The 22,255-nt window shown below is 72.2% G+C and carries 20 protein-coding genes and 1 pseudogene; 6 read left to right on the forward strand and 15 right to left on the reverse strand.

Annotated elements, in window-relative coordinates; translation table 11 throughout:
- Window positions 1-13 precede the first annotated feature (13 nt).
- Together ACUP6Y_RS20835 and ACUP6Y_RS20840 are read right to left on the reverse strand one after the other, a co-directional pair.
- A complete protein-coding gene (locus ACUP6Y_RS20835) occupies window positions 14-3,226 on the reverse strand; it encodes a (Fe-S)-binding protein (RefSeq protein WP_462552827.1) in 3,213 nt (1,070 codons plus the stop codon).
- A gap of 179 nt (window positions 3,227-3,405) precedes the next feature.
- A complete protein-coding gene (locus ACUP6Y_RS20840; protein ID WP_462552828.1) occupies window positions 3,406-5,982 on the reverse strand; it encodes a hypothetical protein in 2,577 nt (858 codons plus the stop codon).
- Between the two features lie 124 nt (window positions 5,983-6,106).
- Between ACUP6Y_RS20840 and ACUP6Y_RS20845 the strand changes: the two genes are divergently transcribed.
- Complete coding sequence (locus ACUP6Y_RS20845) at window positions 6,107-7,579, forward strand: M1 family metallopeptidase (protein WP_462552829.1); 1,473 nt, start codon at window positions 6,107-6,109, stop codon at window positions 7,577-7,579.
- A gap of 513 nt (window positions 7,580-8,092) precedes the next feature.
- On the opposite strand, the pseudogene ACUP6Y_RS20850 reads toward ACUP6Y_RS20845, so the two are convergent.
- Window positions 8,093-8,569 (reverse strand): annotated as a pseudogene (locus ACUP6Y_RS20850) (serine/threonine-protein kinase); the annotation flags it as partial.
- A 100-nt stretch (window positions 8,570-8,669) separates the two neighbouring features.
- Here ACUP6Y_RS20850 and ACUP6Y_RS20855 point away from each other — a divergent pair.
- A complete protein-coding gene (locus ACUP6Y_RS20855; protein ID WP_462552830.1) occupies window positions 8,670-9,515 on the forward strand; it encodes a DUF1707 SHOCT-like domain-containing protein in 846 nt (281 codons plus the stop codon).
- Window positions 9,516-9,534: 19 nt separating this feature from the next.
- On the opposite strand, the gene ACUP6Y_RS20860 is transcribed toward ACUP6Y_RS20855, so the two are convergent.
- The 9 genes from ACUP6Y_RS20860 to ACUP6Y_RS20900 all read right to left on the reverse strand — a co-directional run bounded on the left by ACUP6Y_RS20860 (window position 9,535) and on the right by ACUP6Y_RS20900 (window position 17,602).
- Window positions 9,535-10,848 (reverse strand): dihydrolipoamide acetyltransferase family protein, encoded by a 1,314-nt coding sequence (locus ACUP6Y_RS20860; RefSeq protein ID WP_462552831.1) that lies wholly within the window; start codon window positions 10,846-10,848, stop codon window positions 9,535-9,537.
- Window positions 10,849-10,856: 8 nt separating this feature from the next.
- Window positions 10,857-11,834, reverse strand: coding sequence for an alpha-ketoacid dehydrogenase subunit beta (locus ACUP6Y_RS20865; RefSeq protein WP_462552832.1), 978 nt, complete (start codon window positions 11,832-11,834; stop codon window positions 10,857-10,859).
- Window positions 11,831-12,964, reverse strand: a complete 1,134-nt coding sequence (gene pdhA / locus ACUP6Y_RS20870; RefSeq protein ID WP_462552833.1) for a pyruvate dehydrogenase (acetyl-transferring) E1 component subunit alpha — start codon at window positions 12,962-12,964, stop codon at window positions 11,831-11,833. Before pdhA ends, ACUP6Y_RS20865 begins: the two co-directional genes overlap by 4 nt.
- Window positions 12,965-13,219: 255 nt before the next feature.
- Window positions 13,220-14,026 carry a hypothetical protein gene (locus ACUP6Y_RS20875; protein WP_462552834.1) on the reverse strand — a complete coding sequence of 269 codons (807 nt, stop codon included), beginning with the start codon at window positions 14,024-14,026 and terminating at the stop codon, window positions 13,220-13,222.
- 10 nt (window positions 14,027-14,036) lie between these two features.
- Window positions 14,037-14,921 (reverse strand): hypothetical protein, encoded by an 885-nt coding sequence (locus ACUP6Y_RS20880; RefSeq protein ID WP_462552835.1) that lies wholly within the window; start codon window positions 14,919-14,921, stop codon window positions 14,037-14,039.
- A 13-nt stretch (window positions 14,922-14,934) separates the two neighbouring features.
- Window positions 14,935-15,849, reverse strand: a complete 915-nt coding sequence (locus ACUP6Y_RS20885; protein ID WP_462552836.1) for a DUF2510 domain-containing protein — start codon at window positions 15,847-15,849, stop codon at window positions 14,935-14,937.
- 109 nt (window positions 15,850-15,958) lie between these two features.
- Entirely contained in the window at window positions 15,959-16,171 is a 213-nt protein-coding gene (locus tag ACUP6Y_RS20890) for a hypothetical protein (protein ID WP_462552837.1), read from the reverse strand.
- 40 nt (window positions 16,172-16,211) lie between these two features.
- Window positions 16,212-17,078, reverse strand: a complete 867-nt coding sequence (locus ACUP6Y_RS20895) for a nuclear transport factor 2 family protein (RefSeq protein WP_462552838.1) — start codon at window positions 17,076-17,078, stop codon at window positions 16,212-16,214.
- Window positions 17,079-17,167: 89 nt separating this feature from the next.
- A complete protein-coding gene (locus tag ACUP6Y_RS20900) occupies window positions 17,168-17,602 on the reverse strand; it encodes a hypothetical protein (protein WP_462552839.1) in 435 nt (144 codons plus the stop codon).
- A gap of 34 nt (window positions 17,603-17,636) precedes the next feature.
- On the opposite strand from ACUP6Y_RS20900, the gene ACUP6Y_RS20905 reads away from it, so the two are divergent.
- From ACUP6Y_RS20905 to ACUP6Y_RS20920, 4 genes are all read left to right on the forward strand, one after another.
- Window positions 17,637-18,341, forward strand: a complete 705-nt coding sequence (locus tag ACUP6Y_RS20905) for a GntR family transcriptional regulator (RefSeq protein WP_462552840.1) — start codon at window positions 17,637-17,639, stop codon at window positions 18,339-18,341.
- 12 nt (window positions 18,342-18,353) lie between these two features.
- Window positions 18,354-18,746 (forward strand): phage holin family protein, encoded by a 393-nt coding sequence (locus tag ACUP6Y_RS20910; RefSeq protein ID WP_462552841.1) that lies wholly within the window; start codon window positions 18,354-18,356, stop codon window positions 18,744-18,746.
- The gene (locus ACUP6Y_RS20915) at window positions 18,746-19,249 is read left to right on the forward strand and encodes a low molecular weight protein-tyrosine-phosphatase (protein ID WP_462552842.1); all 504 of its coding nucleotides are present in this window, start codon (window positions 18,746-18,748) and stop codon (window positions 19,247-19,249) included. Before ACUP6Y_RS20910 ends, ACUP6Y_RS20915 begins: the two co-directional genes overlap by 1 nt.
- A 77-nt stretch (window positions 19,250-19,326) precedes the next feature.
- A complete protein-coding gene (locus tag ACUP6Y_RS20920; protein WP_462556787.1) occupies window positions 19,327-20,169 on the forward strand; it encodes a 3-hydroxybutyryl-CoA dehydrogenase in 843 nt (280 codons plus the stop codon).
- Window positions 20,170-20,524: 355 nt separating this feature from the next.
- Here the strand turns inward: ACUP6Y_RS20920 and ACUP6Y_RS20925 are convergent, their stop codons facing one another.
- The 3 genes from ACUP6Y_RS20925 to ACUP6Y_RS20935 are packed head-to-tail and all read right to left on the reverse strand — an operon-like array spanning window position 20,525 to window position 22,219.
- The gene (locus tag ACUP6Y_RS20925) at window positions 20,525-20,752 is read right to left on the reverse strand and encodes a hypothetical protein (protein ID WP_462552843.1); all 228 of its coding nucleotides are present in this window, start codon (window positions 20,750-20,752) and stop codon (window positions 20,525-20,527) included.
- 9 nt (window positions 20,753-20,761) lie between these two features.
- The gene (locus ACUP6Y_RS20930; protein WP_462552845.1) at window positions 20,762-20,977 is read right to left on the reverse strand and encodes an AMP-binding enzyme; all 216 of its coding nucleotides are present in this window, start codon (window positions 20,975-20,977) and stop codon (window positions 20,762-20,764) included.
- Window positions 20,978-21,004: 27 nt separating this feature from the next.
- Window positions 21,005-22,219 carry an AMP-binding protein gene (locus ACUP6Y_RS20935; RefSeq protein WP_462552847.1) on the reverse strand — a complete coding sequence of 405 codons (1,215 nt, stop codon included), beginning with the start codon at window positions 22,217-22,219 and terminating at the stop codon, window positions 21,005-21,007.
- Window positions 22,220-22,255 lie beyond the last annotated feature (36 nt).

Here is a 22,255-nt window from a genome sequence, read left to right on the forward strand (position 1 = left end):
TCCTGGGACTCGCTCAGAGGTCGAAGAGGGACTCCGCCGCGTTGATGTCGGCGTCCGTGCGCGGCTGGTGGGCTGCGCCGGAGTACGCCGGGGTGGCGGGCGCCTCCGCCTCGGGGGCGGCCTCCGGCTCGGGCGCGACGGCGGCCTCCGACTCGGGCACCGGCGCTGCGGCCGGACGCTCGACAGTGGTCGCGGCAGGCGCGGCGATGTCGAACAGCGAGCCCATGGCGTTGATGTCGACGTCCGTCGCGGGTGCGCTGGCTGTCGAGGCGGCGGACGCCGGGGTGGGCGCGGGCGCCTCCTCGACGACGGCGGCCTCCTCCACCCGGGCCTCGGCCTCAACCGGAGCGGCCTCCGCAACCGGCTCCGGCGGCGGGGCCGGGGTGGCAGCCGGTGCGGCCGGGGCGGCGGGCTCGGGGGTGGCGATGTCGAACAGCGAGCCGCCGGCGTTCAGGTCGACCGACGGCGCCGGGGTCGTGGGAGCGGGCCCCTCGGCCGGAGGAGCCTCGGCCGTCGCGGCGGCAGGCGACGCCACGGGAGCGGCCGGCTCGGGGGTGGCGATGTCGAACAGCGAGCCGCCGGAGCCGAGGTCCGCCTTCGGAGCCTCCGCCTTCGGAGCCTCGGCGGCGGGAGCCGGTGCGGCAGCGGCCGGCGTGTCGAAGAGCGAACCGCCCTCGTCGAACAGTGAGCCACCGCCCGCGGGTGCGGCCGGCTTCTCCTCAGCCGGAGTCGCCGGAGCCGGCGCGGCAGACGCCGCCGGAGCAGGGGTGTCGAACAGCGAGCCCGGGTCATCGAAGAGCGAGCCGCCCTCGGCGGGCGCAGCCTTCGCCTCGGGAGCGGCAGGCGCCGCGGGCGCAGGGGTGTCGAACATGGAGCCCGGATCGTCGAACATCGACGACCCACCGGACGCCTTGGCGGCGGGGCCGACGTCCTCGGTGGCGACGACGGTGTTCTCGGTGATGGTGACGTCGCCGGCCTCCGGCTCCGCCCTGGTCTCGACCGGGGTCACAGCAGGCGCGGCCTTGGCGACCGGCTGGAGCGGCGCACCCTCGCCGGGGAGCAGCTTGGTGGCCTGCTCGCCCTTGACCGACGCGAGCAGCATCTGCGCCACGTCGAGGACCTCGACCTCCTCGCGGGCCTCGCCGTCGGCCTGCATCTTGGTCAGGCCGTCGGAGAGCATCACGCGGCAGAACGGGCAGCCGACGGCGACCTGGTCGGCGCCGGTGCCGACCGCCTCAGCGGTGCGGTTCAGGTTGATCCGCTCACCGATGGTCTCCTCCATCCACATCCGGGCGCCGCCGGCGCCGCAGCAGAAGGACCGCTCGGCCGAGCGCTCCATCTCCGCGAACTCCGCGCCCGGCAGGATCTGCAGCAGGTCGCGCGGCGGGGTGTAGACCTGGTTGTGGCGACCCAGGAAGCACGGGTCGTGGTAGGTGATCTTGCGGTCATGCGCCCCGGCCCCGGCCGCCACCGGCGTCAGCCTGCCCTCGCGCACGAGGCGGTTGAGCAGCTGGGTGTGGTGGATGACCTCGAGCTCGAGACCGAGCTGGCGGTACTCGTTCTTGAGGGTGTTCATGCAGTGCGGGCAGGTCGAGACGACCTTCTTCGCCTTGGCATCGTTGAGCGTCTCGATGTTCTGCTGGGCCAGGCCCTGGAACACGAACTCGTTGCCGGCCCGGCGCGCGGAGTCACCGGTACAGGTCTCGCCGTTGCCGAGTACGCCGAACGAGACGCCCGCGAGGTCGAGGAGCTCGGCCACGGCGCGGGTGGTCTTCTTGGCGCGGTCCTCGTAGGCACCGGCGCAGCCGACCCAGAACAGCCAGTCGACGGACTCGAGGTCCTCGATCTGGTCGCCGACGACCTTGACCTCGAAGGGCAGGTCCTTGGCCCAGTCGAGGCGCGCCGTGGGCGACATGTTCCACGGGTTGCCCTTGTTCTCGAGCCCCTTGAACAGGCCGTTGAGCTCGGAGGGGAAGTTCGACTCGACGAGCACCTGGTAGCGGCGCATGTCGATGAAGTGGTCGACGTGCTCGATGTCGACGGGGCACTGCTGGACGCAGGCGCCGCAGTTGGTGCAGCCCCACAGCGCGTCCTCGTCGATGACGAAGTCGCCGCCCTCGGGGTTGTAGAACCACTCCCCCTCGCCGGCGGAGCCGACCAGCGCCTTCTCGGCGGCGCCCTCGACGCCCGCGGCGGCGGCGTACGCGTGCTCGCGCATCGCCATCATCATCAGCTTGGGCGAGAGCGGCTTCTCGGTGTTCCAGGCGGGGCACTGCGACTGGCAGCGACCACACTCGGTGCAGGTCGTGAAGTCGAGGATGTCCTTCCAGGAGAAGTCCCAGATGGAGCCGACGCCGAGGATGGCGTCCTCGTCGAGGTCGTCGACGTCGTCGAGGGTGATCGCCTTGCCACCGGAGGTCAGCGGCTTGACCGCGCCGAGCGCCGCACGACCGCTGTCCTCGCGCTTGAACCAGATGTTGAACCAGGCGGTGAAGCGGTGCCAGGCGACACCCATGGTCAGGTTCGTGGAGATCACGATCAGCCAGACCATCGCGGAGACGATCTTCACCATCGCGATGAAGTAGATGATGTTCTCGAGCGAGCCGATGGAGTCGTGACCGGTCGGGTAGAGGTTGCCGAAAGCCTGCGAGATCGGGAAGTGCGCGCCGGTCGCGTGCTCGCTCCCGTGGGCCTGGCCGAGGTTGTACTCCGCGCCGCGGATGAACAGGATCGCGCAGCTCTCGAGGAGGACCATCGCCTCGACGAAGTACGCCTGCCACATCGTGGAGCCGAAGAAGCGGCTCTTGCGGCCGAGCTGCGAGGGCCTGTGGGTCAGGCGGTAGACGATCAGCGGGATGATCGCGAGCGTGCCGAGGAGGCCGAGGAGCTCGGCCACCCACTCGTAGACGACCCACTTGCCGATGATCGGGATCGCCCACTCCGCGTCGAAGAGCTGGATGAACGCGGCGGCGACGGCGGTCGAGAGGAACAGGAACGCGGCGAAGGCGAACCAGTGCAGGATGCCGACCCAGGTCCACTGCAGCATGCGGGTGTGGAGGAAGGTCTCCTTGACCATCGTCAGCGTGCGGCCGACCGGGTTGCCGGTGCGACCGGGCGCCGGCTGGCCGCGCTTGATCACACCGAGCATCGCCACGACGGCGCGAGCGGTCAGCGCGACGGCGACGACCGATACGGCCAGGGAGACGACGATCGCAACGATCTGCATGGTGTCCAACAGCTCCTCATCCGGCAGGGAGTCAAGGGGCGCGCACAGGAGTGCGCGCGACGAGCCTAGTGCCGGGCGAGAGACCCCGCCGCCATAGGCACGCCTTACCCGCGTAGGCTGACGCCACGGGCATCGCGGATACTACCGGCAGGTAACTTCACCGCGCCGTGACCAGCGCCTCACCTGCGGTACTTGACCTTCTTCACCGTCCCATTGGCCTTGAGCCTCACCACGACGGTGACCTTGACCACCTTCTTGGTCTTCTTGCCGTTCTTCTTCACCTTCTTCACCTTCTTCGCCTTGGCGCAGAAGGTGAACCTCTTGTCGAGGCGCAGGTAGGGCTGGCCGACCTTCGCGATCACCCGGTCGGTCGTGAAGTGCTTGCGGACCATCCGCTTGCCGAGCCTCTTGGCCTTGGCCAGCGACATCCGCAGGCTCGGGTTGCGGCACGAGTCGGGTCGTACGCCGTACGCGCGCTCCCACATCTGCAGGTACGCCTCGGCGCCGCGGGCCATGTCGTCGACGATCTTGGCGCCGTCGCCGCGGTTCTGCGCCTCCGCGATCTGGCGCAGGTCCTCGATCCAGTCGGGGTAGAGGCCGTACTGCGCCACGCCGTCGATGTTGATGTCCCACACCCGCTGGCCGGCGCGCTGCTTGTCGATCCTCACCCCACCGAGACCGGTGAACGGGTAGCGCACCGGGTTGGGTACGTCGGCCCCGCGCGGGTTGCCCTGCGCGCCGAGCCCGTTGATGTCGGCACCGAAGCCGAAGCCGAAGTAGTAGCGCGGGTCGGCCCAGCCGAGGTGGCGGCGCCACTTCGCGACGAAGCCCGTCGAGTCACCGGCGTAGGGCGTGATGAAGCCGCCCGCGCGGTAGATCCGCGGGTAGGTGTCGGGCGTCGACCACGAGTGGCTGGAGATGACGCCGGCGTAGCGCAGGTCCTCGATGACGTCCATCGACGCCGCGCGCGCCTTGACCGAGAGATGATCGGGGTCGAAGACCATCTTCCGCTTCGCGAGGCCCTCGATGGTGTGGACGCCGAGCTCGGTGAGGCCGCGCTTGTTGCAGTGCGCGGGCTGCGGATACAGCGGCAGCGCCGGCAGCAGGCCGAGCACCTCGCCGAGCGCGCCGAAGAGGGCGTCCTGCTGGCCGGCGGAGATGTCGGGGAGGGTGATCTGCGCGTTGTCGGCCGACTCTCCGTCCGCCGGCTCGCAGTGCTCCATCGCCCAGAAGGTGCCGGTCTCGAGGAAGTTCGCGGCGTTGACCAGCGGCCCGATCGCGCCGGCGTCGCCCGCGACCCCGGCGAGCGCGTTGTCGAACTTGTTGACCAACTCCATCTGGCGTACGCCGAGCGCCTGCATCTCGTCGAGGTTCGCGTCGATCTCCTCCGGCGTGCAGGCCGGGAAGTCGCGGCCGAGCACGGTCTTGTACGTGCAGCCGAAGGGGATCGAGGTCTCGATGCCCATGACGACGGCCATCTTGCCGGCGTTGATCACCCGCCGCGCCTCGAACGGGTCCCTCACGATCCGGTAGAAGCCCTTGCCCGGGCCCCCGAACTGGGCATCGATGTAGTCCTGCATCGTGTACATGTCCTTGGCCTGCAGCCGGATCGAGGTCATGTCGTCGCAGGAGTTCTTCTTCAGCGGGTACAGCTCGCACAGCTTGTTGTTCTCGACCAGCAGGTTGACGAACAGCCGCTCGCCGCCGCGCCAGGCCCGCTCGAGCCAGCGGTAGTAGGTGCCCTCGTGGGTCAGCGACTCGGGCGCCGGCCAGTCCTTGAAGGTCGGCCAGCCCACCGGGTCGTGGGACGCCTTGCCGGACAGTACTGACTCGAGCAGCGCGCCCTTGCCGCCGGTGATCTTGTGGTCGACGCAGTCGTCGAGGGCGTACGGCGCGCCGTACGCGTGCCAGGGGCGGCCGCAATGCACCTGGCCGCCGAGGAACTCGAAGGCCATGCCGTGGGTGTGGGCGTCGACGAAGCCACGCACCTCCTGGTACGGCTTCGCGCCCCCGAACGGCTCGCCGCTCACGTCGACCTCGGCCTCGGGGTATGCCGGGCATCCGCTCGCGAGCGCGACCTGGAAGGTCGTGCCGGTCCCACCGCTGGTCAGCGTGCCGCCCTGTGCCACCAGGGCGCCGGCACCGTCGATCTGCAGCGTGAAGGCGCCGTTGCCGCCGGTGACGGTCCAGTCGGCCTGCGGGCTGGGCTTCGCGGCGAGCGCGATCGAGCCGTTGCCGTTGCGGGTCAGCTCGCCGGTCGGGGTGTGCAGCAGGTAGCCGCCGAGCCGGGTGGCCTTGAAGTAGTAGGGCCCGAAGGAGGTGCCGCCGGCGCTGAGCGCGTAGCAGCCGCCGGCCATGGCGTAGCGGTCGACGGGGACCGCGGCGCGGGCCGGGTAGGCGGCGGTCGGGACCAGCTTCGGGTCGGGCAGCGCCCGCTCGGTGTCGACGTACGCCGCCGAGGCCTTGCGCTCGCGCGCCGTGGTCGGGTCGACGACGTCGTCGCCGACCGCGAGGCCACGGGCGACCTCGTTCTTGGTGCGCGGGTCGTTGTGGTCGTGGGCCGGGAGCAGGGCATCGTCGTGAGGGACGCCGAGGTCGGACTTCTGCTGCTCCGCGGCCGCGGCGAGGGACACGGAGCCGTCTCCCGAGCCGGTCGCTGGTGCGGCGAGCGCGACACCCACCACGGACAGCGCGACCAGCGCGGCGAGCCCGACGCGGTACCACCCCTGCGGGCGCGCCACCTGTGCTTCGTCCACCACTCCACCTCCCCGGCCCGGGGCACACGGCAGTGACCCCGATCACTCTCCAACGACGGTCCGGCACATCGGTGACGGCCGAACATGAACCACTGTCAGATTTGTTGCCCGGCATGATGGCGCCATGACGCGCACACCGGGGCTGCTCGCCGTCGCGGCCGCCTGCTGCCTGGGGCTCGCCGCCTGCGCCGGCGAGACCTCTGGGCGCCCCGCCGGCCCCGGCCCGACCACGTCGGCCACGCCGACCAGCTCACCCAGCAACACCGCGAGCCCCGGCGACCTCGCGATCGCACGCAGCGACCCCCGCGCCGACTCGGTGTACCCCGACCACGGGAACCCGCTGGTCGACGCGCTCCACTACGACCTCGACCTGACCTGGGCACCCGACGCCGACCGGCTCACCGCGCGCGAGACGCTCACCTTCCGCGCGACCGGCGACGCGGCGCGGATCCCGCTCGACTTCAACGAGCAGCTCGCCATCTCCCGCGCCACGGTCGACGGCACTCCCGTCGAGGTGAGCGTCGAGGGCAACGACCTCACCGTCGCGCATCCCATCTCCGCCGAGCGCCAGTACGAGCTGGTGCTGGAGTACGCCGGCACGCCTGCCTCCGCGCCCGCCCCCAGCCAACGCGCCGACTTCGCCCAGGGCGTCGGCTGGACCACCACCGCCGAGCACGAGACCTGGACCCTGCAGGAGCCGTACGGCGCCTTCACCTGGTACGCCGTCAACGACCAACCCTCCGACAAGGCGCTCTACGACTTCACCCTGACCGCTCCCGCACCGATGTCGGGCGTCGCCAACGGGGTGCTCACCTCCTCGACCACCGACGGCAAGCGGAGCGTCCACACCTGGCACCTCGCCGAGCCGGCGGCGTCGTACCTCGTCACGGTCGCCTTCGGCGACTTCCAGCACACCGACCTGGAGTCGGCCGGCGGCGTGCCGATCCAGGTCTGGACCGACGCCGACGGCGACCCGCTGCCGGGCGACACCGCGCGCACGCCGGACGCGATCGACTGGCTGGAGAGCCTCCTGGGTCCGTACCCGTTCGACAGCTTCGGCGTGCTCGTGGTCGACAACGACAGCGGCATGGAGACCCAGACCATGGTGACCCTGGGCGACTCGGCGTACAGCCTCTCGGAGGCGGTGCTCGTCCACGAGGCCGCGCACCACTGGTACGGCGACACGGTCACGCCCGCGGACTGGTCGGACGTGTGGATGAACGAGGGCATGGCGATGTACCTGCAGGGCATGTGGGAGGCCGAGCAGGAGCGCATCACGATGGTGCGCAAGATCGACCAGTGGGCGGCGTTCGAGTCCGATCTGCGCGCGGAGTCCGGACCGCCCGGCGCCTTCGACCCCACCCGGTTCGGCGACGGCAACATCTACTACGGCCCGGCGCTGATGTGGCAGGAGCTGCGCGAGCGGATCGGCGACAAGAGGTTCTTCGAGGTGCTCCGGGAGTGGCCGGCCCGGCAGGCCAACGGCAGCGCCGACCGGCGCGGGTACGTCGCCTGGATCGAGGACACGACCGGCGAGGAGCTGTCGTCCTTCTTCGACGAGTGGCTGCTCGATCCCGACACCCCGCCGCGCGACTGAGAGCGACCCCTTCCCCGGGACTGGAACGTGTTCCGGTGTCCCCGGGTGCGCATGCTCCGCTGAGGGACGCCACAGGCAGCCGGCGACCGCGGCGAGGACGTCGTCGACGGGGAGGTCCCGCAGCCCGCCGTCGCCGACCCCGTGAGTGGCGGCGAGGGACCGAGCGGCGCAGCGGGCGGTCGCCGGGTCAAGACCGGCGCCTCCCTCGAGGGCGTGGGCGAGGTCGACGGTGGCCGCGTCGCGCCGCGGGCCGGCGACGACCAGGGCGAGGGCGACGATCGCCACCATCGCCACGACCAGCGCGCAGACGACACCGACGAGCCGGCGGTGGGGCCGCGCGGTCGCCCGCAGGACGCCACGGAGGGCATCGCGAAGAGTGGCGGCGGTCGTGGGCGGCTCGCGCAACAGCCGGGCGAGCGCGGGGCCGGGCGGGTCGGCGAGGATCTCCCGCAGCAGCCCGAGCAGGGCCCGGACGTCGTCGCCGGCCGCGTCCCCGCGCGCCGGGACGGCGATCCCGAAGTCCGCGAGGTAGGCGAGCGTGTGGCCGCCTTGCCGGCGCAGCAGCACGTTGGACGCCTTGACGTCGCGATGCGCCAGGCCCGCGCGATGGGCCTCGGCCAGGCCGTCGGCGACCTGCGCGACGAGGTCGACCGCCTCGCGCTCCGGGAGCGGACCGTGACGGCGCAGCGCCGCCCCGAGGTCGCCGTCGGGCATCAGCCGGCTGACGAGGTAGAGCCGGCCGTCGACCTCGCCGTGGGCGTAGACCGGCACGACGTGGGCCGAGTCCAGGGACGCCTGAACCCGGGCTTCCCGCACGAACCGCGCGCGGAATTCGGGGTCGTCGGCGAGCTCGGGGAGGAGCACCTTCAGCGCCACGTGGCGGCCGAGCGCGGTGTCGACGGCGTCGTAGACCGCGCCCATGCCGCCGCGGCCGAGGCGGCGCACGATCCGGTACGGACCGAGGGTGTCGGGAGGGTCGGGCAGGAGCATGCCGTCGTTCTACCCGCAGGGTCCGGCACTGGCGAACGGTTGTCCCCAGGGCCCGGGCACCCCTCGGAACAGCCGGTCATCGGCCCGGTAGCGTCGAGGCATGACCAGGCGCGGCAGGTGGGCGAGCGAGGCCGACCGGACGGCTGCCCTGAGCCTCCTGGAGTCGGCGTACGGCGAGGGTCGCCTCTCCCGCTCCGAGTGGGACAGGCGAAGCGAGTTCGCCCTGCGCGCGGAGACCAGGGACGACCTCGCCAGCCTCACCGACGACCTCCGCGGTGGGCAGGCCGCGGGCGGCCGCCCGACGAGGTCGCGCCTCGTCGCCGCCGGGGCCGCGGCCGCGCTGGTCGTCCTGGGCGGCGCGGCGTACGCAGCCCTCCAGGACGACGAGCCCGAGCCTGCCACCACCAGCCAGGCCGACCCGGTACCGGCCGCCGAGCCGCCCGCGGTGGAGCCGGAGCCGGAGGCGGCGGTCGACGAGGGCCGACCGGCCGCCGAGCCCGCCTACTCCTTCACGCCGGACGGCGTGCGCAGCTTCGCCACCCTCTACGAGGAGAAGTTCGGCGGACCGCCTCGCGCGCTGGCATTCGGCTTCACCGACGACCAGGTCGTGATCTATCTACCCTCCCGGGTGCAAGGCAAGATCCACCGCTGGTTCCTGCAGGACGGCATCTTCCTCGATGACGGCCCACGGACGCCGAACGCGCCGCTCGAGCCCGGCCAGATCGACCTCGCCGACGTCGACGTCGACGCGATGTTCCACCACATGCACACCGCCGAGCGCTCAGCCACCGGCCCCGTCGACGTCTTCGGCGTGACCATCCTGCGCACCGACGGCCGGGCCGAGGTGGTGGTCTCCGCGGGCAACCGGTCGAGCGGCGTCTGCTATCGGATCACGGCCACCCTCGCCGGGGAGCTGCTCACCCAGGGTGAGGAGTCCTGCGCCTGACGCTCCGACGAGGCCCGGCTCAGAACAGCAGCGCCGTGGCGGGATCGCTGACCAGGTCGGCGACGTCCGCGAGGAACTGCGAGCCGGTGGCGCCGTCGATGTGCCGATGGTCGAAGGACAGGGACAGGGTCATCACCTGGCGTGGGACCACCTGGTCGCCGACGACCCAGGGCTGCGGCTTGATCGCGCCGAGGCACAGGATCGCGGACTCGCCGGGGTTGATGATCGGCGTACCTCCGTCGACGCCGAACACGCCGACGTTGGTGATCGTGAACGAGCCGCCGGCCATGTCGGCGGGCTGGGTGCGGCCCTCGCGGGCCGTGGCGGTCAGCGCCTCCAGCGCCTGGGCCAGCTCGACCAGCGACAGCGCGTGGGCGTCCTTGACGTTGGGGACGACCAGGCCGCGCGGGGTGGCGGCGGCGATGCCGAGGTTGACGTAGTGCTTGACCACGACCTCCTGGGCGGCCTCGTCCCAGGTCGAGTTGATCAGCGGGGTACGACGCATCGCGAGCAGGCAGGCCCGCGCGACGACCAGCAGCGGACTGATCTTGACGTCCGCGAGCTCCCGGCGCTCCCTCAGCCGCGCGACCAGCTCGACGCTCGCCGTGGCGTCGATGGTCACCCACTCGGTGACGTGCGGCGCGGTGGAGGCGGAGGCGACCATGGCGGCGGCCATGTTCTTGCGTACGCCCTTGATCGGCTCACGGGTCTCGCGACCGGCGGGGTCGACGGCCACCGGTGCGGCGGCGGGACGGGCGCCGCCGGCCGCCGCGAGCACGTCCTCCTTGCTGACGGTGCCCTTCGGTCCGGTCGGCACCAGCGCCTTGAGGTCGACACCGAGGTCGCGGGCCAGCCGCCGGACCAGCGGCTTGGCGAGGGCGCGCGGCGGCCGGACCGGCTCGTCGACCGGACCGGGTACGACGACCGCGGGCACCTCGTCGGGCGTGGCCTTGCGGGCGCGCCGCTTGAGCGCGCGCTGCTTGGGTCCGTAGCCGACGAGGGTGGCGTTGCCGGTCGGCGGCACGTTGGTGTCGATGACCTCGGGACCGGCCGCGGGCACCGTGGGCACGGGAGCGGGCGCGGGAGCCGCCCCCGGCTCGCCGATCCGGATGATCGGCGTACCGACCTCGACCGTCGCGCCCTCGGCGACCAGCAGCGCCAGCACGTGGCCGGCGTAGGGCGAGGGCAGCTCGACGATCGACTTGGCGGTCTCGATCTCGACGACGATGTCATTGACGGCGACGACGTCGCCCTCCTTGACCCGCCAGGCCACGACGTCGGCCTCGGTGAGCCCCTCACCGACGTCGGGGAGCTTGAACTCGTGGGCAGTCATGGCACTCCTCAGAACCCGAAGGTCCGGTCGACGGCGTCGAGGACCCGGTCGAGGTCAGGCAGGAAGGCCTCCTCGATCCGGGCGGGCGGGTAGGGGGTGTCGAAGCCGCCGACGCGCAGCACCGGGGCCTCGAGCGAGTGGAAGCACTCCTCGGTGACCCGCGCGGCGATCTCGGCGCCGACGCCGAGCGTCACGTGGGCCTCGTGGACCACGACCAGGCGTCCGGTACGGCGCACCGACTCGTGGACCGGCACCAGGTCAAGCGGCGAGAGGGTGCGCAGGTCGATGACCTCCAGCGAGCGGCCCTCCTCGGCGGCGACGGTCGCGGCGTCCAGGCACGTGGAGACCGTGGGACCGTAGCCGACGAGCGTGGCGTCCGCGCCCGCGCGGACCACGCGCGACTGCCACAGCGGCGCGGCCGGCGCCGACTCGTCGACGTCTGCCTTCGCGGAGTGGTAGAGCCGCTTGGGCTCGAGGAAGACGACCGGGTCGTCGGCATGGATGGCCTGCTGGATCATCGCGTAGGCGTCGGCCGGGTTGGAGCAGGAGACCACCTTGAGACCGGGTGTGTGGACGAACTGCGCCTCGGGCGACTCGCTGTGGTGCTCCACCGCGCCGATGCCGCCGCCGAACGGGATCCGGATGACCATCGGGACCTTCACCCGGCCCCGGCTGCGGTAGTGGAGCTTGGCGACCTGGCACACGATCTGGTCGTAGGCGGGGTAGACGAAGCCGTCGAACTGGATCTCGACCACCGGCCGGTAGCCGCGCATGGCGAGGCCGACGGCGGTGCCGACGATGCCGGACTCGGCCAGCGGGGTGTCGATCACCCGGGCGTCGCCGAAGTCCTTCTGCAGACCGTCGGTGATCCGGAAGACGCCGCCGAGGGTGCCGACGTCCTCTCCCATGATCACGACCTTGTCGTCATCCTCCATCGCCTTGCGCAGCCCGGCGTTGAGCGCCTTGGCCAGGGTCATCGTGGTCATCGCGACACCTCCTCGAACGAGGCGGCGTGCGCGTCGTACTCCGCCTGCTGGGCGGCCAGCTCGGCCGTCTTCTCGGCGTGGACCAGGTCCCACAGGTCGTGGGGCGAGGGATCGGGCAGCGCGTGGCACTCGCGGCGCATCCGCTCCCCCAGCGCGTCGGCCTCGGCCGAGACCTCGGCCAGGAAGGCGTCGTCGGCCATCCCGTTGCGGCGCAGGTAGACCTCGAGCCGGGCGATCGGGTCCTTCAGCTTCCAGTGCTCGACGTCGTCGCTGAGCCGGTAGCGGGTCGGGTCGTCGGTGGTGGTGTGAGCGCCCATCCGGTACGTGTAGGCCTCGATCAGGATCGGGCCCTGGCCCTCCCGCGCCCGCTGCAGGGCCGCCTTGGTGACGGCGTACGTCGCCAGCACGTCGTTGCCGTCGACCCGGATGCCGGGGAAGCCGAAGCCGTGGGAGCGGCGGTAGAGCGGGATCCGCGACTGCCGCTCGAAGGGCTCCGAGATCGCCCACTGGTTGTTCTGGCAGAAGAACACGACCGGAGCGTTGAAGGAGGCCGCGAAGACGAACGCCTCGTTGACGTCGCCCTGCGACGAGGCGCCGTCGCCGAAGTGGGCGACCACCGCGGTGTCGCGCTCGGGGTCGCCGGTGCCGACCAGGCCGTCGCGCTGCACGCCCATGGCGTAGCCGGTGGCGTGCAGGGTCTGCGCGCCGATCACGATCGTGTAGAGCGCGAAGTTGTGCTCGGCCGGGTCCCAGCTGCCGTGGTCGACCCCCCGGAACAGGCTCAGCAGCCGGACCGGGTCGACGCCGCGGACCCACGCGACGCCGTGCTCGCGGTAGGTCGGGAAGACAAAGTCCTGCGGCGCGAGCGCGCGGCCCGCGCCGATCTGGGCAGCCTCCTGGCCCAGCAGCTGGGCCCACAGGCCGAGCTCGCCGTGGCGCTGCAGCGCGGTCGCCTCGACGTCGAGGCGCCGGACCAGGGTCATGTCGCGGTAGAAGCCGCGCAACTCCTCGGCGCTGAAGTCGGCGTCGAAGCCGGGGTGCTGCACACGCTCGCCCTCAGGCGTGAGCAGCTGGACGAGCTCGGGGTCAGGTACGCGTTCGGGGGCCGGTCCGAAGACGGGGTCGGTCATTCGCCACTCCTTGCATCCGCCGCCTGCGGGATCGCCGCGGCACGGGTCGGGTCGGTCCGTGGTCCGGGTCCGTCACAGGGGTGGCGTGACGTGTGATCCGAAGCACACCATCACTCGCCACGATAACTCGTCCCCATGATCGGCTCGTGTTCCCGACGCCGGCGGCGCCAGGGGCGACGCGCGGGAGGTTCTCCCGGCGCCCTGTCCCCCCAGGGCGGTACGACGACACGGGAGCCGCGCCGTCGCACCGGCGCATCACTTCTCGACGTAGGTGTAGCCGCTGACCAGCCAGTCGCCCGTGCGGCCGTCGAGCGCCCACGTCGAGTCCAGGGTCTTGCCCGTGTTGGGGGCGTAGACGTCGCCGTAGACGTTCACGACGTAGGCGTCGAGGGTCGTCTCCGGCTCCTGGAAGGTGTACTCGGCGTTCGACATCTCCAGGTTGCCGGCGACCGCCTTGCAGCCGGTCTGGTCGGTGAACTCGGAGGCGAAGTACTCCGGCGTCGTCAGCCCCTCGACCGCCAGGCAGTCGCCCTCGAGCAGCGAGTCGAGGAACGCGCGCGCGGTGACCGTCGGGTCGCTGGTCGGCACCTCGGCGCCGTCGGTCTCGTCGGTGGGCTCGTCGGTGGGCTCGTCGCTCGGCTCGGACGTCGCGTCGGTGGGCTCGGACGTCGTGGACGGGTCGTCCTTGGCTGCCGGCTTGTCGTCGTCGCCGTTGAACACGGTGAACGCGAGCACCGCCACGACACCGAGGACCAGGACCACCACACCGGCCACGATGCCGATGATCAGGCCCTTCTTGCCGCCACCATCGCCCGGCGGGGCTGGGAAGCCGGGTCCGCCGGGGTACCCGCCGCCCGGATGGCCGGGCTGCTGCGGGTAGCCGGGCTGTGGGTAGCCAGGCTGCTGGGGATAGCCAGGCGCCGGGGGCGGGGCGGGGTATCCCTGCTGCGGCGGCTGGCCCGGCGCGCCGTACGGCGGCACGGGAGCGCCGCCCGCAGGCGGCGCCATCTGGGTCGGGGGCTGCTCGCCCGGCTGCCCAGGTGGGGGGAACTGGTCGCTCACGCGCGTGAGCCTAGTGCCAGTCGGGCGCCGAGAAGGCCGATTCGCGACGGCGACGCGACCACAGGCTGAGGACCAGCAGGACCAGGCCGGGCGGCGCCGCCAGCAGGAAGGCGCGCGCGTAGGGCTCCAGCGAGCCGATCACCGTGTCCTGGAGGACACCGGCCAGCTCCCGCCGCCCCACCTCGCTCCGGTCGAGCGCGGCCGTGGCCAGCGGGTCGGCCGCGACCAGGAGGACCACCGCGGCGAGAGCCACGCCCAGCAGGGCGAGCCCGAGGACCCGGACCCGGCCCCGGCCCCGCCAGCCGCGCGCCACGAGCAGCGCGATCGCGACCAGCCCCAGCCACACCCAGGGCAGCAGTTGGGCGACGCCGTCGGCGGCGCGGTACGCCGGACCCGCCTCCGCGACCCGCGACTCCCGCTCCACCGGGACCCGCAACGCGACGTCGGGCAGCAGTCCGACCGGGATGCCGCGGTCCTCGAGCCGGCCCAGCACCAGCGCGACCAGTGGGCCGGCGTCGACGGTGATCGACCCGTCGGCCGGCGCGTCCGGGTCCTCGAGGACGGCGCGCACCTGGTCGTGGAGGTCGCCGTTCGCCTGGCGCCAGAACGCCGGGAACGCCGGGCTCTCCACCACCGCCGTCGCGGCCTGCCCGGACCACTCCCGCAGGGCGGCGGGCAGGCCGAAGGGGATGTGCTCCTGCAGCGCGTCGACCGCACCGTCCGCGGCGGCATCGGCCAGGACCTGGCGCACGGTCGGGTCGTCGGCGAGGACGGCGACCGTGTCGACGTACCCGTCCCGGTCGTCGACCCGGGCGCTCAGCCAGGTGCCGGCGATCGCGAACGGCGCGAGCAGAGTCGCGAGCAGGACCGTGACGGTCGCGGTGAAGGTGCGCATGCGGCCGGTCGACTCAGTCGGAGTCCGGATCCTCGACCTTCCAGTCGCCGTCCTCCTTGACCAGCTTCACCGTCAGGGTCCGCGCGTCCGTCCGGTCACCGCCGAGCACCTCGTCGACGAACTTCTCGTCGCCGGAGAACTCTGCCCTCTGGCGCACCTCGACCGTCGCCTTGTCGTCGTCCTCGTCCACGTCCTTGACCTCGTACTCGACGTCGTAGTCGCCGCGGATGTCGTCGAGCGAGATGCCGTACTCCTCGTCGTACTTCTTGCTCGCGTCCTCGTCGTCCTTCTCCTGCTTGTCGGCGAACTCGCCGCAGTCATCGGCGTCCGCGTCGTCGAGCAGGGACTCGCGCTGGTCCTCGGCCGTCAGCTCGCAGGCCTTCGCGTAGTCGCCGTCGAACCTCGCCTTGAGGTAGTCGGTCGCCACGTCCTCGGGGCCGCCGCCACCGGCCACCTTCACCAGCACCACGACGAGGACCAGGAGCAGGACGACGGCGGCCGCACCGGCACCGACGAGGAGGCCGAGCTTCCTGCCACCGCCGCTGCCGCCGCCCGGCGGGGCCCAGCCGGGCTGGGCGAACTGCTGGCCGAACTGTTGCGGCTGGCCGAGCTGTTGCGGCTGGCCGAGCTGTTGCGGCTGGCCGAGCTGTTGCGGCTGGCCGAACTGTTGCGGCTGCCCGAACTGTTGCGGCTGCCCGAACTGTTGCGGCTGGCCGTACGGCTGGGCCGGGGGCTGCACGGGCGCCTGCTGCGGCTGCGGCGGCGCCTGGTGCGGCTGCCGCGGCGCGATGACGGTGGCGTCAGCGGCCGGGCCGACGGCCGGCGGCTGGGTGTGCTCGGTCCACCCGGTGCCGTCCCACCAGCGCTGCCCGCCCTGGCCGTCGGGGTACCAACCGGCGGGAATGGTGGGCTGGTTCGGGTCGGACATCGCACTCTCCTGGACGGGCGGGCAGGTCGGCGGGCATCATGCCACGCGGCCGCCCGCTTCAACCCCGGCGCCGGCGACGACGGCACGCCGCCCGGGCGGCGCACCCGGCTCAGTTGGTCGCGGTGACGATCGCGACCACCACCACGAACAGCACCAGCACGACGGTGGTCAGCAGGCCCACCGTGAAGCCGATGGTCCGCTTGGCCGTGGCCGGCGGCGGGGGGAGTGCGGGACCGCCGTATGCCGGCGGCGGTCCGCCGAGGTACGGCGGGGGCGGCGGACCCGGGGGCGGCGGCGGAGCACCGTACGGCGGCTGGCTCATGGTGGTCAGCGTAGCCAGGAACAGGCCCGCGTGGGGCGGGTCAGCCGGCGTCGCTCAGCTTCCACCGGCCGTCCTCGCGCACGAGATGGAAGACCGACTTCTCGGTCGAGCCGTAGATCGTGAGCTTGACCGGCACACTCGCCTCCTCGCCCGCGGGGTCGATGGTGGCCTCGCCGACGTCCCAGGTCACCGCGTCGCCCAGCTCGGTCGGGATCTGGGCGGCGTCGCAGCTGCCCTCGTCGGCGAGGTACGTCGAGGTGACCAGGTCCTCGGCGGTCGCGCAGTCGCCGGCGAAGGCGGCGTCGAGGAAGGCCGCCACCACGGCCGCCGGCTCGTCGGGCACGGCGCCGGCGCTGCTGGAGCCTTGGGCCGACGGGCTGGCCGAGTCCGTCGGCGCCGTGGCGCTCGGCTCGCCGCTGGGGCTGTCGGAGCCGGAGCTGTCGGAGCCGGAGCTGCGGGCGATGTCGTACGACGCGACGAGCCACTCGCCGTCGACCTTCTCGAGGACGAAGGTGTACGTCGAGTTGCCGTACCGACTGGTGAAGTCGGCGGGGACGCTCGCCGTCGAGCCGTCGATGCTGGCGTCGTGGACGTCGGACTCGACGTCCTCGGTGGCGAGCAGCTGGAAGGCCTCGGAGTCGCAGGGCTCGGCGGCCCTCGCCTCCTCGGTCAGCAGCCTCTCGGCGGCCGCGCAGTCGCCGTCCTCGGCCGCGTCGACCAGGCTCTCGACCACGTCCTCGGGCGTGCTGGCCGAGCTCTCCTCGGCGCGGCCGTCGTCACCGTCGTCGTCGCCGGTGAGCGCGAGGATCAGGCCGACCACGACGCCGATGAGAAGGACCAGCCCGACCGCGCCGAGCACGATCCACAGCGTCCTGCCCTTGCCGGCCGGGGCCGGCGGCCCCGGCACGCCGGGCGGCGGGAACGGAGGCGGACCCGTCGGGGGCGGCGGGGGTGGTGGAGGTGGCGGGAACGAGGGTGGCGGCGGGGGCTGCTGGCTCATCGGGGGCTCACCTGCTGCAGGTAGTCGGAGAACCACGACTCCAGGTCGGCGGGGTCGGTGGGGAACGGCGGCAGGTCGGAGGGGATGCCCGAGGGGACCCCGCTCGGAACCTTGGTCGGCAGGTCCGGCACGCTCGGCGCCCCGCTGGGCAGGTCCGGCATGCTCTCGGAGGGCAGGTCGCTCGGGAAGTCCGAGGGGTCGATCGTCGGCAGGTCGAGTGTCGGCTTCGTGGCGGGGGCGCCGGGCGTCGTGTCGCTGGTCGTGCCGCCGGCCGGGTCGGCGTCGCCGTCGTCGCGGCCGACGATCAGGAACGCGGCGACCGCGACGACCGCGATCGCCAGCAGGACGCCGCCCACGGCGATGGCCGCCCGCAGGCCGCGGCCACCGCCCACCTCGAGGGACGGGCCGTCGTTCGGGAGCTCGGGGGGCACGACCTCACCCTAGATGTTCTTGCAGAATGGGGTCATGGCCGGAGCGTCCACGCCACCGAGCACCCCGTTCACCCCGCTCAGCATCGAGCCCGAGTCGACGGTCTCGCGGGTGGCGGCGGAGGTGCGGCGGGCGATCTTCGAGGGCGACCTGGAGAGCGGTACGGCGCTGCGCGAGGTCGCCCTCGCCGAGTCGCTCGGGGTCTCGCGGCCGACGGTGCGCGAGGCGCTGACGGTCCTGGTGGCCGAGGGTCTGGCGACCCGGGAGCCGCACCGCGGGGTGATGGTGGCGACGCCGCGCGCGGAGTCGGTGCGCGACGTGTGCCGGGCGCGGTGGGTGCTGGAGGGGGCGGGCGTGCAGGCGTGGCCGGCGGCGGACGCCGTACGACGGGCGCGGGTGCGCACCACCCTGGACGCCTACACGGCGGCGGTGCGCGGCGGCGGGGCGTCGTACGAGGAGCTCAACGAGCGCCACCTGTCCTTCCATGTCTCTCTGGTCGAGCTGACGGGCAGCCCGCGGCTGGTGCAGATGGCCGAGACGCTGATGGACGAGCTCCGACTGGCCCTGGCTCAGGTCGAGCGGATCGACCGCAACGCGCACGACGAGGCGGACTCCCATGAGGGCCTGGTCACGCTGCTGGAGGCGGGCCGTATCGACGGATCCGACGGCGCACACGCCATCTTGCGCAAGCACATCGGCGACGCCGAGGTGGAGATCATCGAGGCGCTCGGGCTGGAATGACACACTGGCCACATGCTGGCCTTCCTGTCCCGTTGGGTGATCACCGCCGCGGCGCTCGCCGTGGCAGCGCAGCTGATCGACGGCATCTGGTTCGAGGGCGCGACCGAGGGCCGCGCCGAGTTCGACGACAAGATCCTGCCGCTGATCCTGGTCGCGCTGATCTCGTGCGTGGTGACCGCATGGGTGAAGCCGCTGCTCACCTTGCTGTCGATCCCGTTCATCCTGGTCACGCTGGGCCTGTTCCTGATCGTGCTCAACGCGCTGCTGCTGCGGCTCACCGCGTGGCTCGCCGACGTGGTCGACATCGGGTTCCACGTCGACGGCTTCTGGCCGGCCGTGTGGGGCTCGATCATCATCAGCATCACCACCTGGTTCCTCGACGCGATCATCGGGTTCGGCGACTGATGACCGCCGCTCCCCCGCCCCGCACCCCGGGGCGCTACCGCGTCGCGCTCGTCTGCCTCGGCAACATCTGTCGCTCGCCGATGGCCGACGTCGTCCTCGCCGCCCGCGTCGTCGAGGCCGGCCTCGACGACCGGGTCGAGGTGGTCAGCGCCGGCACCGGCACCTGGCACGTCGGCGAGCCGATGGACCGCCGCGCCGCCGCCCTGCTCACCACCGAGGGGTACGACGCCACCCGACACCGCGCGCAGCAGGTACTCGCCTCCTGGCTCGACGAGCAGGACCTCATCTTGGCCATGGACGAGGCCAACCTGCGCGACCTGCGCGCACTCGGTGACGCCGACCCCGAGCGGGTCCGCCTGTTCCTCGACTTCGACCCCGACGAGCCGGGCGGCGAGGTGCCCGACCCCTACTTCGGCGGCGACGACGGCTTCGGCACCGTGCTCGCCATGGTGGAGCGCACCTCCGCCTCGCTGGTCGCGGCGGTGGCCGCCACACTGCCCTGAACTGGTCCTACTCGCCGGTCACCCTTACGTTTGCTAGGACGTCCTAGTAAACGAGCAAGGGGAACCAGATGACGAGCATCGAGCGTGTGGGAGTGGTCGGCGGTGGCCTGATGGGGTCCGGCATCGCGGAGGTCAACGCCCGCGCGGGCAAGGACGTGATCGTCGTCGAGTCCTCCACCGCCGCGGTCGAGGCCGCCCGCCAGCGCCTCGAGAGCTCCCTCAAGCGCGCCGAGAGCCGCGGCAAGATCGACTCCGCCGCCGACGTACTCGCTCGGATCCAGGTCGTCGAGGACCTCACCGCGCTCGCCGACCGCGACATCGTCATCGAGGCCATCATCGAGGACGAGCAGGCCAAGACCGACCTGTTCCGCCGCCTCGACGAGATCGTCACCGACCCCGACGCCATCCTCGCCTCGAACACCTCCTCCATCCCGATCATGAAGCTGGCCGTCGCCACCAAGCGCCCCAGCCACGTCCTGGGCGTCCACTTCTTCAACCCGGTCCCGGTCCTCAAGCTCGTCGAGCTCGTGCCCTCCCTGATGACCGCCGAGGAGACCACCGAGCGCGCCCGCGCCTTCGTCCAAGACGACCTCGGCAAGAACGCCATCGACTGCCAAGACCGCGCCGGCTTCGTCGTCAACGCCCTGCTGATCCCGTTCATCCTCTCCGCGATCCGGATGTTCGAGTCCGGCTTCGCCTCCGCCGAGGACATCGACCAGGGCCTGGTCCTGGGCGCCGCCCACCCCCAGGGCCCCCTGGCCCTCGCCGACCTGATCGGCCTCGACACCGTCAAGGCGGTCGCCGAGTCGCTGTACGAGGAGTTCAAGGAGCCCCTCTACGCCGCCCCGCCGCTGCTCGCCCGGATGGTCGAGGCGCGGCTGCTCGGCCGCAAGACCGGCCGCGGGTTCTACACGTACTAGTTCGGCGCTCGCTGCGCTCGCGCATGTCGCGCCGCCTGCCAACGCCGTTTCTTCCTCCCCCGCTCGCTCGTTCCTCGCTCGCTCCTCCGTCCAGAAACGGCGGGCGGCGCGACGAGACTCAGCCGCATGTGATGCATGCACGCATCACGTGCGGCTGGATGTCGTCGGGCGCGCCGCGTTGCCTGGACGGAGCGGAGCGAGCGCCAGCAAGCGCAGCGGAGGAAGGCGACGCGCACAAGCGCGCCCGACATGCGAGCGAAGCGAGCCGAACCAACACCGTGAGTCGATCACGCAGCGCACCAATCCCGCGACCTCCCGCGACCTCCCGCGACCTCCCGCGCGACCTTCTCCGCGTTCAGCCCTTGAGCCCCGGGAAGTCCTCGTCCCGGAACTCCCCGACCGGCCGGGCGCCCTCGACCTCGGCCTCCCGCTGCCGCAGCTCCACCCGCCGGATCTTGCCGGAGATCGTCTTGGGCAGCTCGAAGAACTCCAGCCGGCGCACCCGCAGGAAGGGCGCGAGGTGCTCGCGGGCGTACCTCAGGATCGACTCGGCGGTCTGCGCCGACTCCTCGAAGCCCGGCACCAGCGCGACTTACGCCTTCGGCACGGCGAGCCGCACCGGGTCGGGCGCCGGTACGACGGCCGCCTCGGCGACGGCCGGGTGCTCGATCAGCACCGACTCCAGCTCGAACGGGCTGATCTTGTAGTCGGAGGCCTTGAAGACGTCGTCGGTGCGGCCGATGTAGGTGATGACGCCGTCGGCGTCGCGGGAGGCGACGTCGCCGGTGTGGTAGCAGCCGCCGGCCATGGCCTCGGCGTTGCGGGCCTCGTCGCCCTAGTAGCCGGTCATCAAGGTGAGCGGCGAGGCGGCGAGGTCGAGGCAGATCTCGCCCTCGCCGATCCCGTCGACGACCACGCCGGTGAGCGGGTCCACCAGCACCACGGGGACGCCGGGCAGCGGGCGGCCCATCGAGCCGGGGACGACGGGTTGGCCGGGGGTGTTGGCGATGGCGGCGGTCATCTCGGTCTGCCCGAAGCCGTCGCGGATGGTACGGCCCCAGTGCTTCTCGACCTGGCTGATGACCTCGGGGTTGAGCGGCTCGCCGGCGGCGATCGCCTCGCGCAGCACGCCGGGGCCGCCGGACAGGTCGGCGTTGATCAGCATCCGCCACACGGTGGGCGGCGCGCAGAAGGTGGTCACGCCCTCGGCGCGCAGCTGGCCCAGCAGCGCCGCTGGGTCGAAGCGCGTGTAGTTGTGGACGAACACGGTCGCCTCGGCCAGCCACGGCGCGAAGAAGTTCGACCAGGCGTGCTTCGCCCAGCCGGGGCTGGAGATGTTGAGGTGGACGTCGCCGGGCTGCAGGCCCAGCCAGTACATCGTCGACAGGTGGCCGACCGGGTACGACACGTGCGTGTGCTCGACCAGCTTCGGCCGCGAGGTGGTGCCGGAGGTGAAGTAGAGCAGCAGCCGGTCCTCGCTCGCGTTCCCCGGGTGCGAGACGGGCTGGGCGGCCCGCTCGTAGGCCACGGCGTACGACGACCAGCCGGCCGGCGCCTCGCCCACCGCGATCCGCGCGTACGAGCCCGGCACCTCGTCGAACTTGGCGGCGTCGGCGGCCGTGCAGATCACCGCTCGGGCGGACCCCCGCTCGAGCCGGTCGACCAGCTCGGCCGGCCCGACCGCGGTGGTGGTCGGCATGATCACCGCGCCGATCCGGATCAGCGCGAGCATCGACTCCCACAGCTCGACCTGGTTGCCGAGCATCACCACGACGCTGTCGCCGCGCCCGATGCCGTGTTCGGCGAGGAGACCCGCGACCTGCTCGGAGCGGGTGACCAGGTCGCCGAACGAGTACGACGCCCGCCGCCCGTCCTCCTCGACGATCACCAGGCCGGGCTGGTCGCTGCCCCGGGCGTACCCGTCGAACCAGTCATGCACGAAGTTGAACCCGGGACCGACGTCGGGCCACTCGAACCGGGCCACCGCCGCGGCGTGGTCGGCGCGCAGGTCGCGCAGCAGGTCACGGGCGGTACGCAGGGTGCTGCTCATGGTTCCACTCTCCTCGTTCGGGGGCTCGCCGGGACA

It is taken from the genome of Nocardioides sp. S5-5 (genome assembly GCF_054954065.1).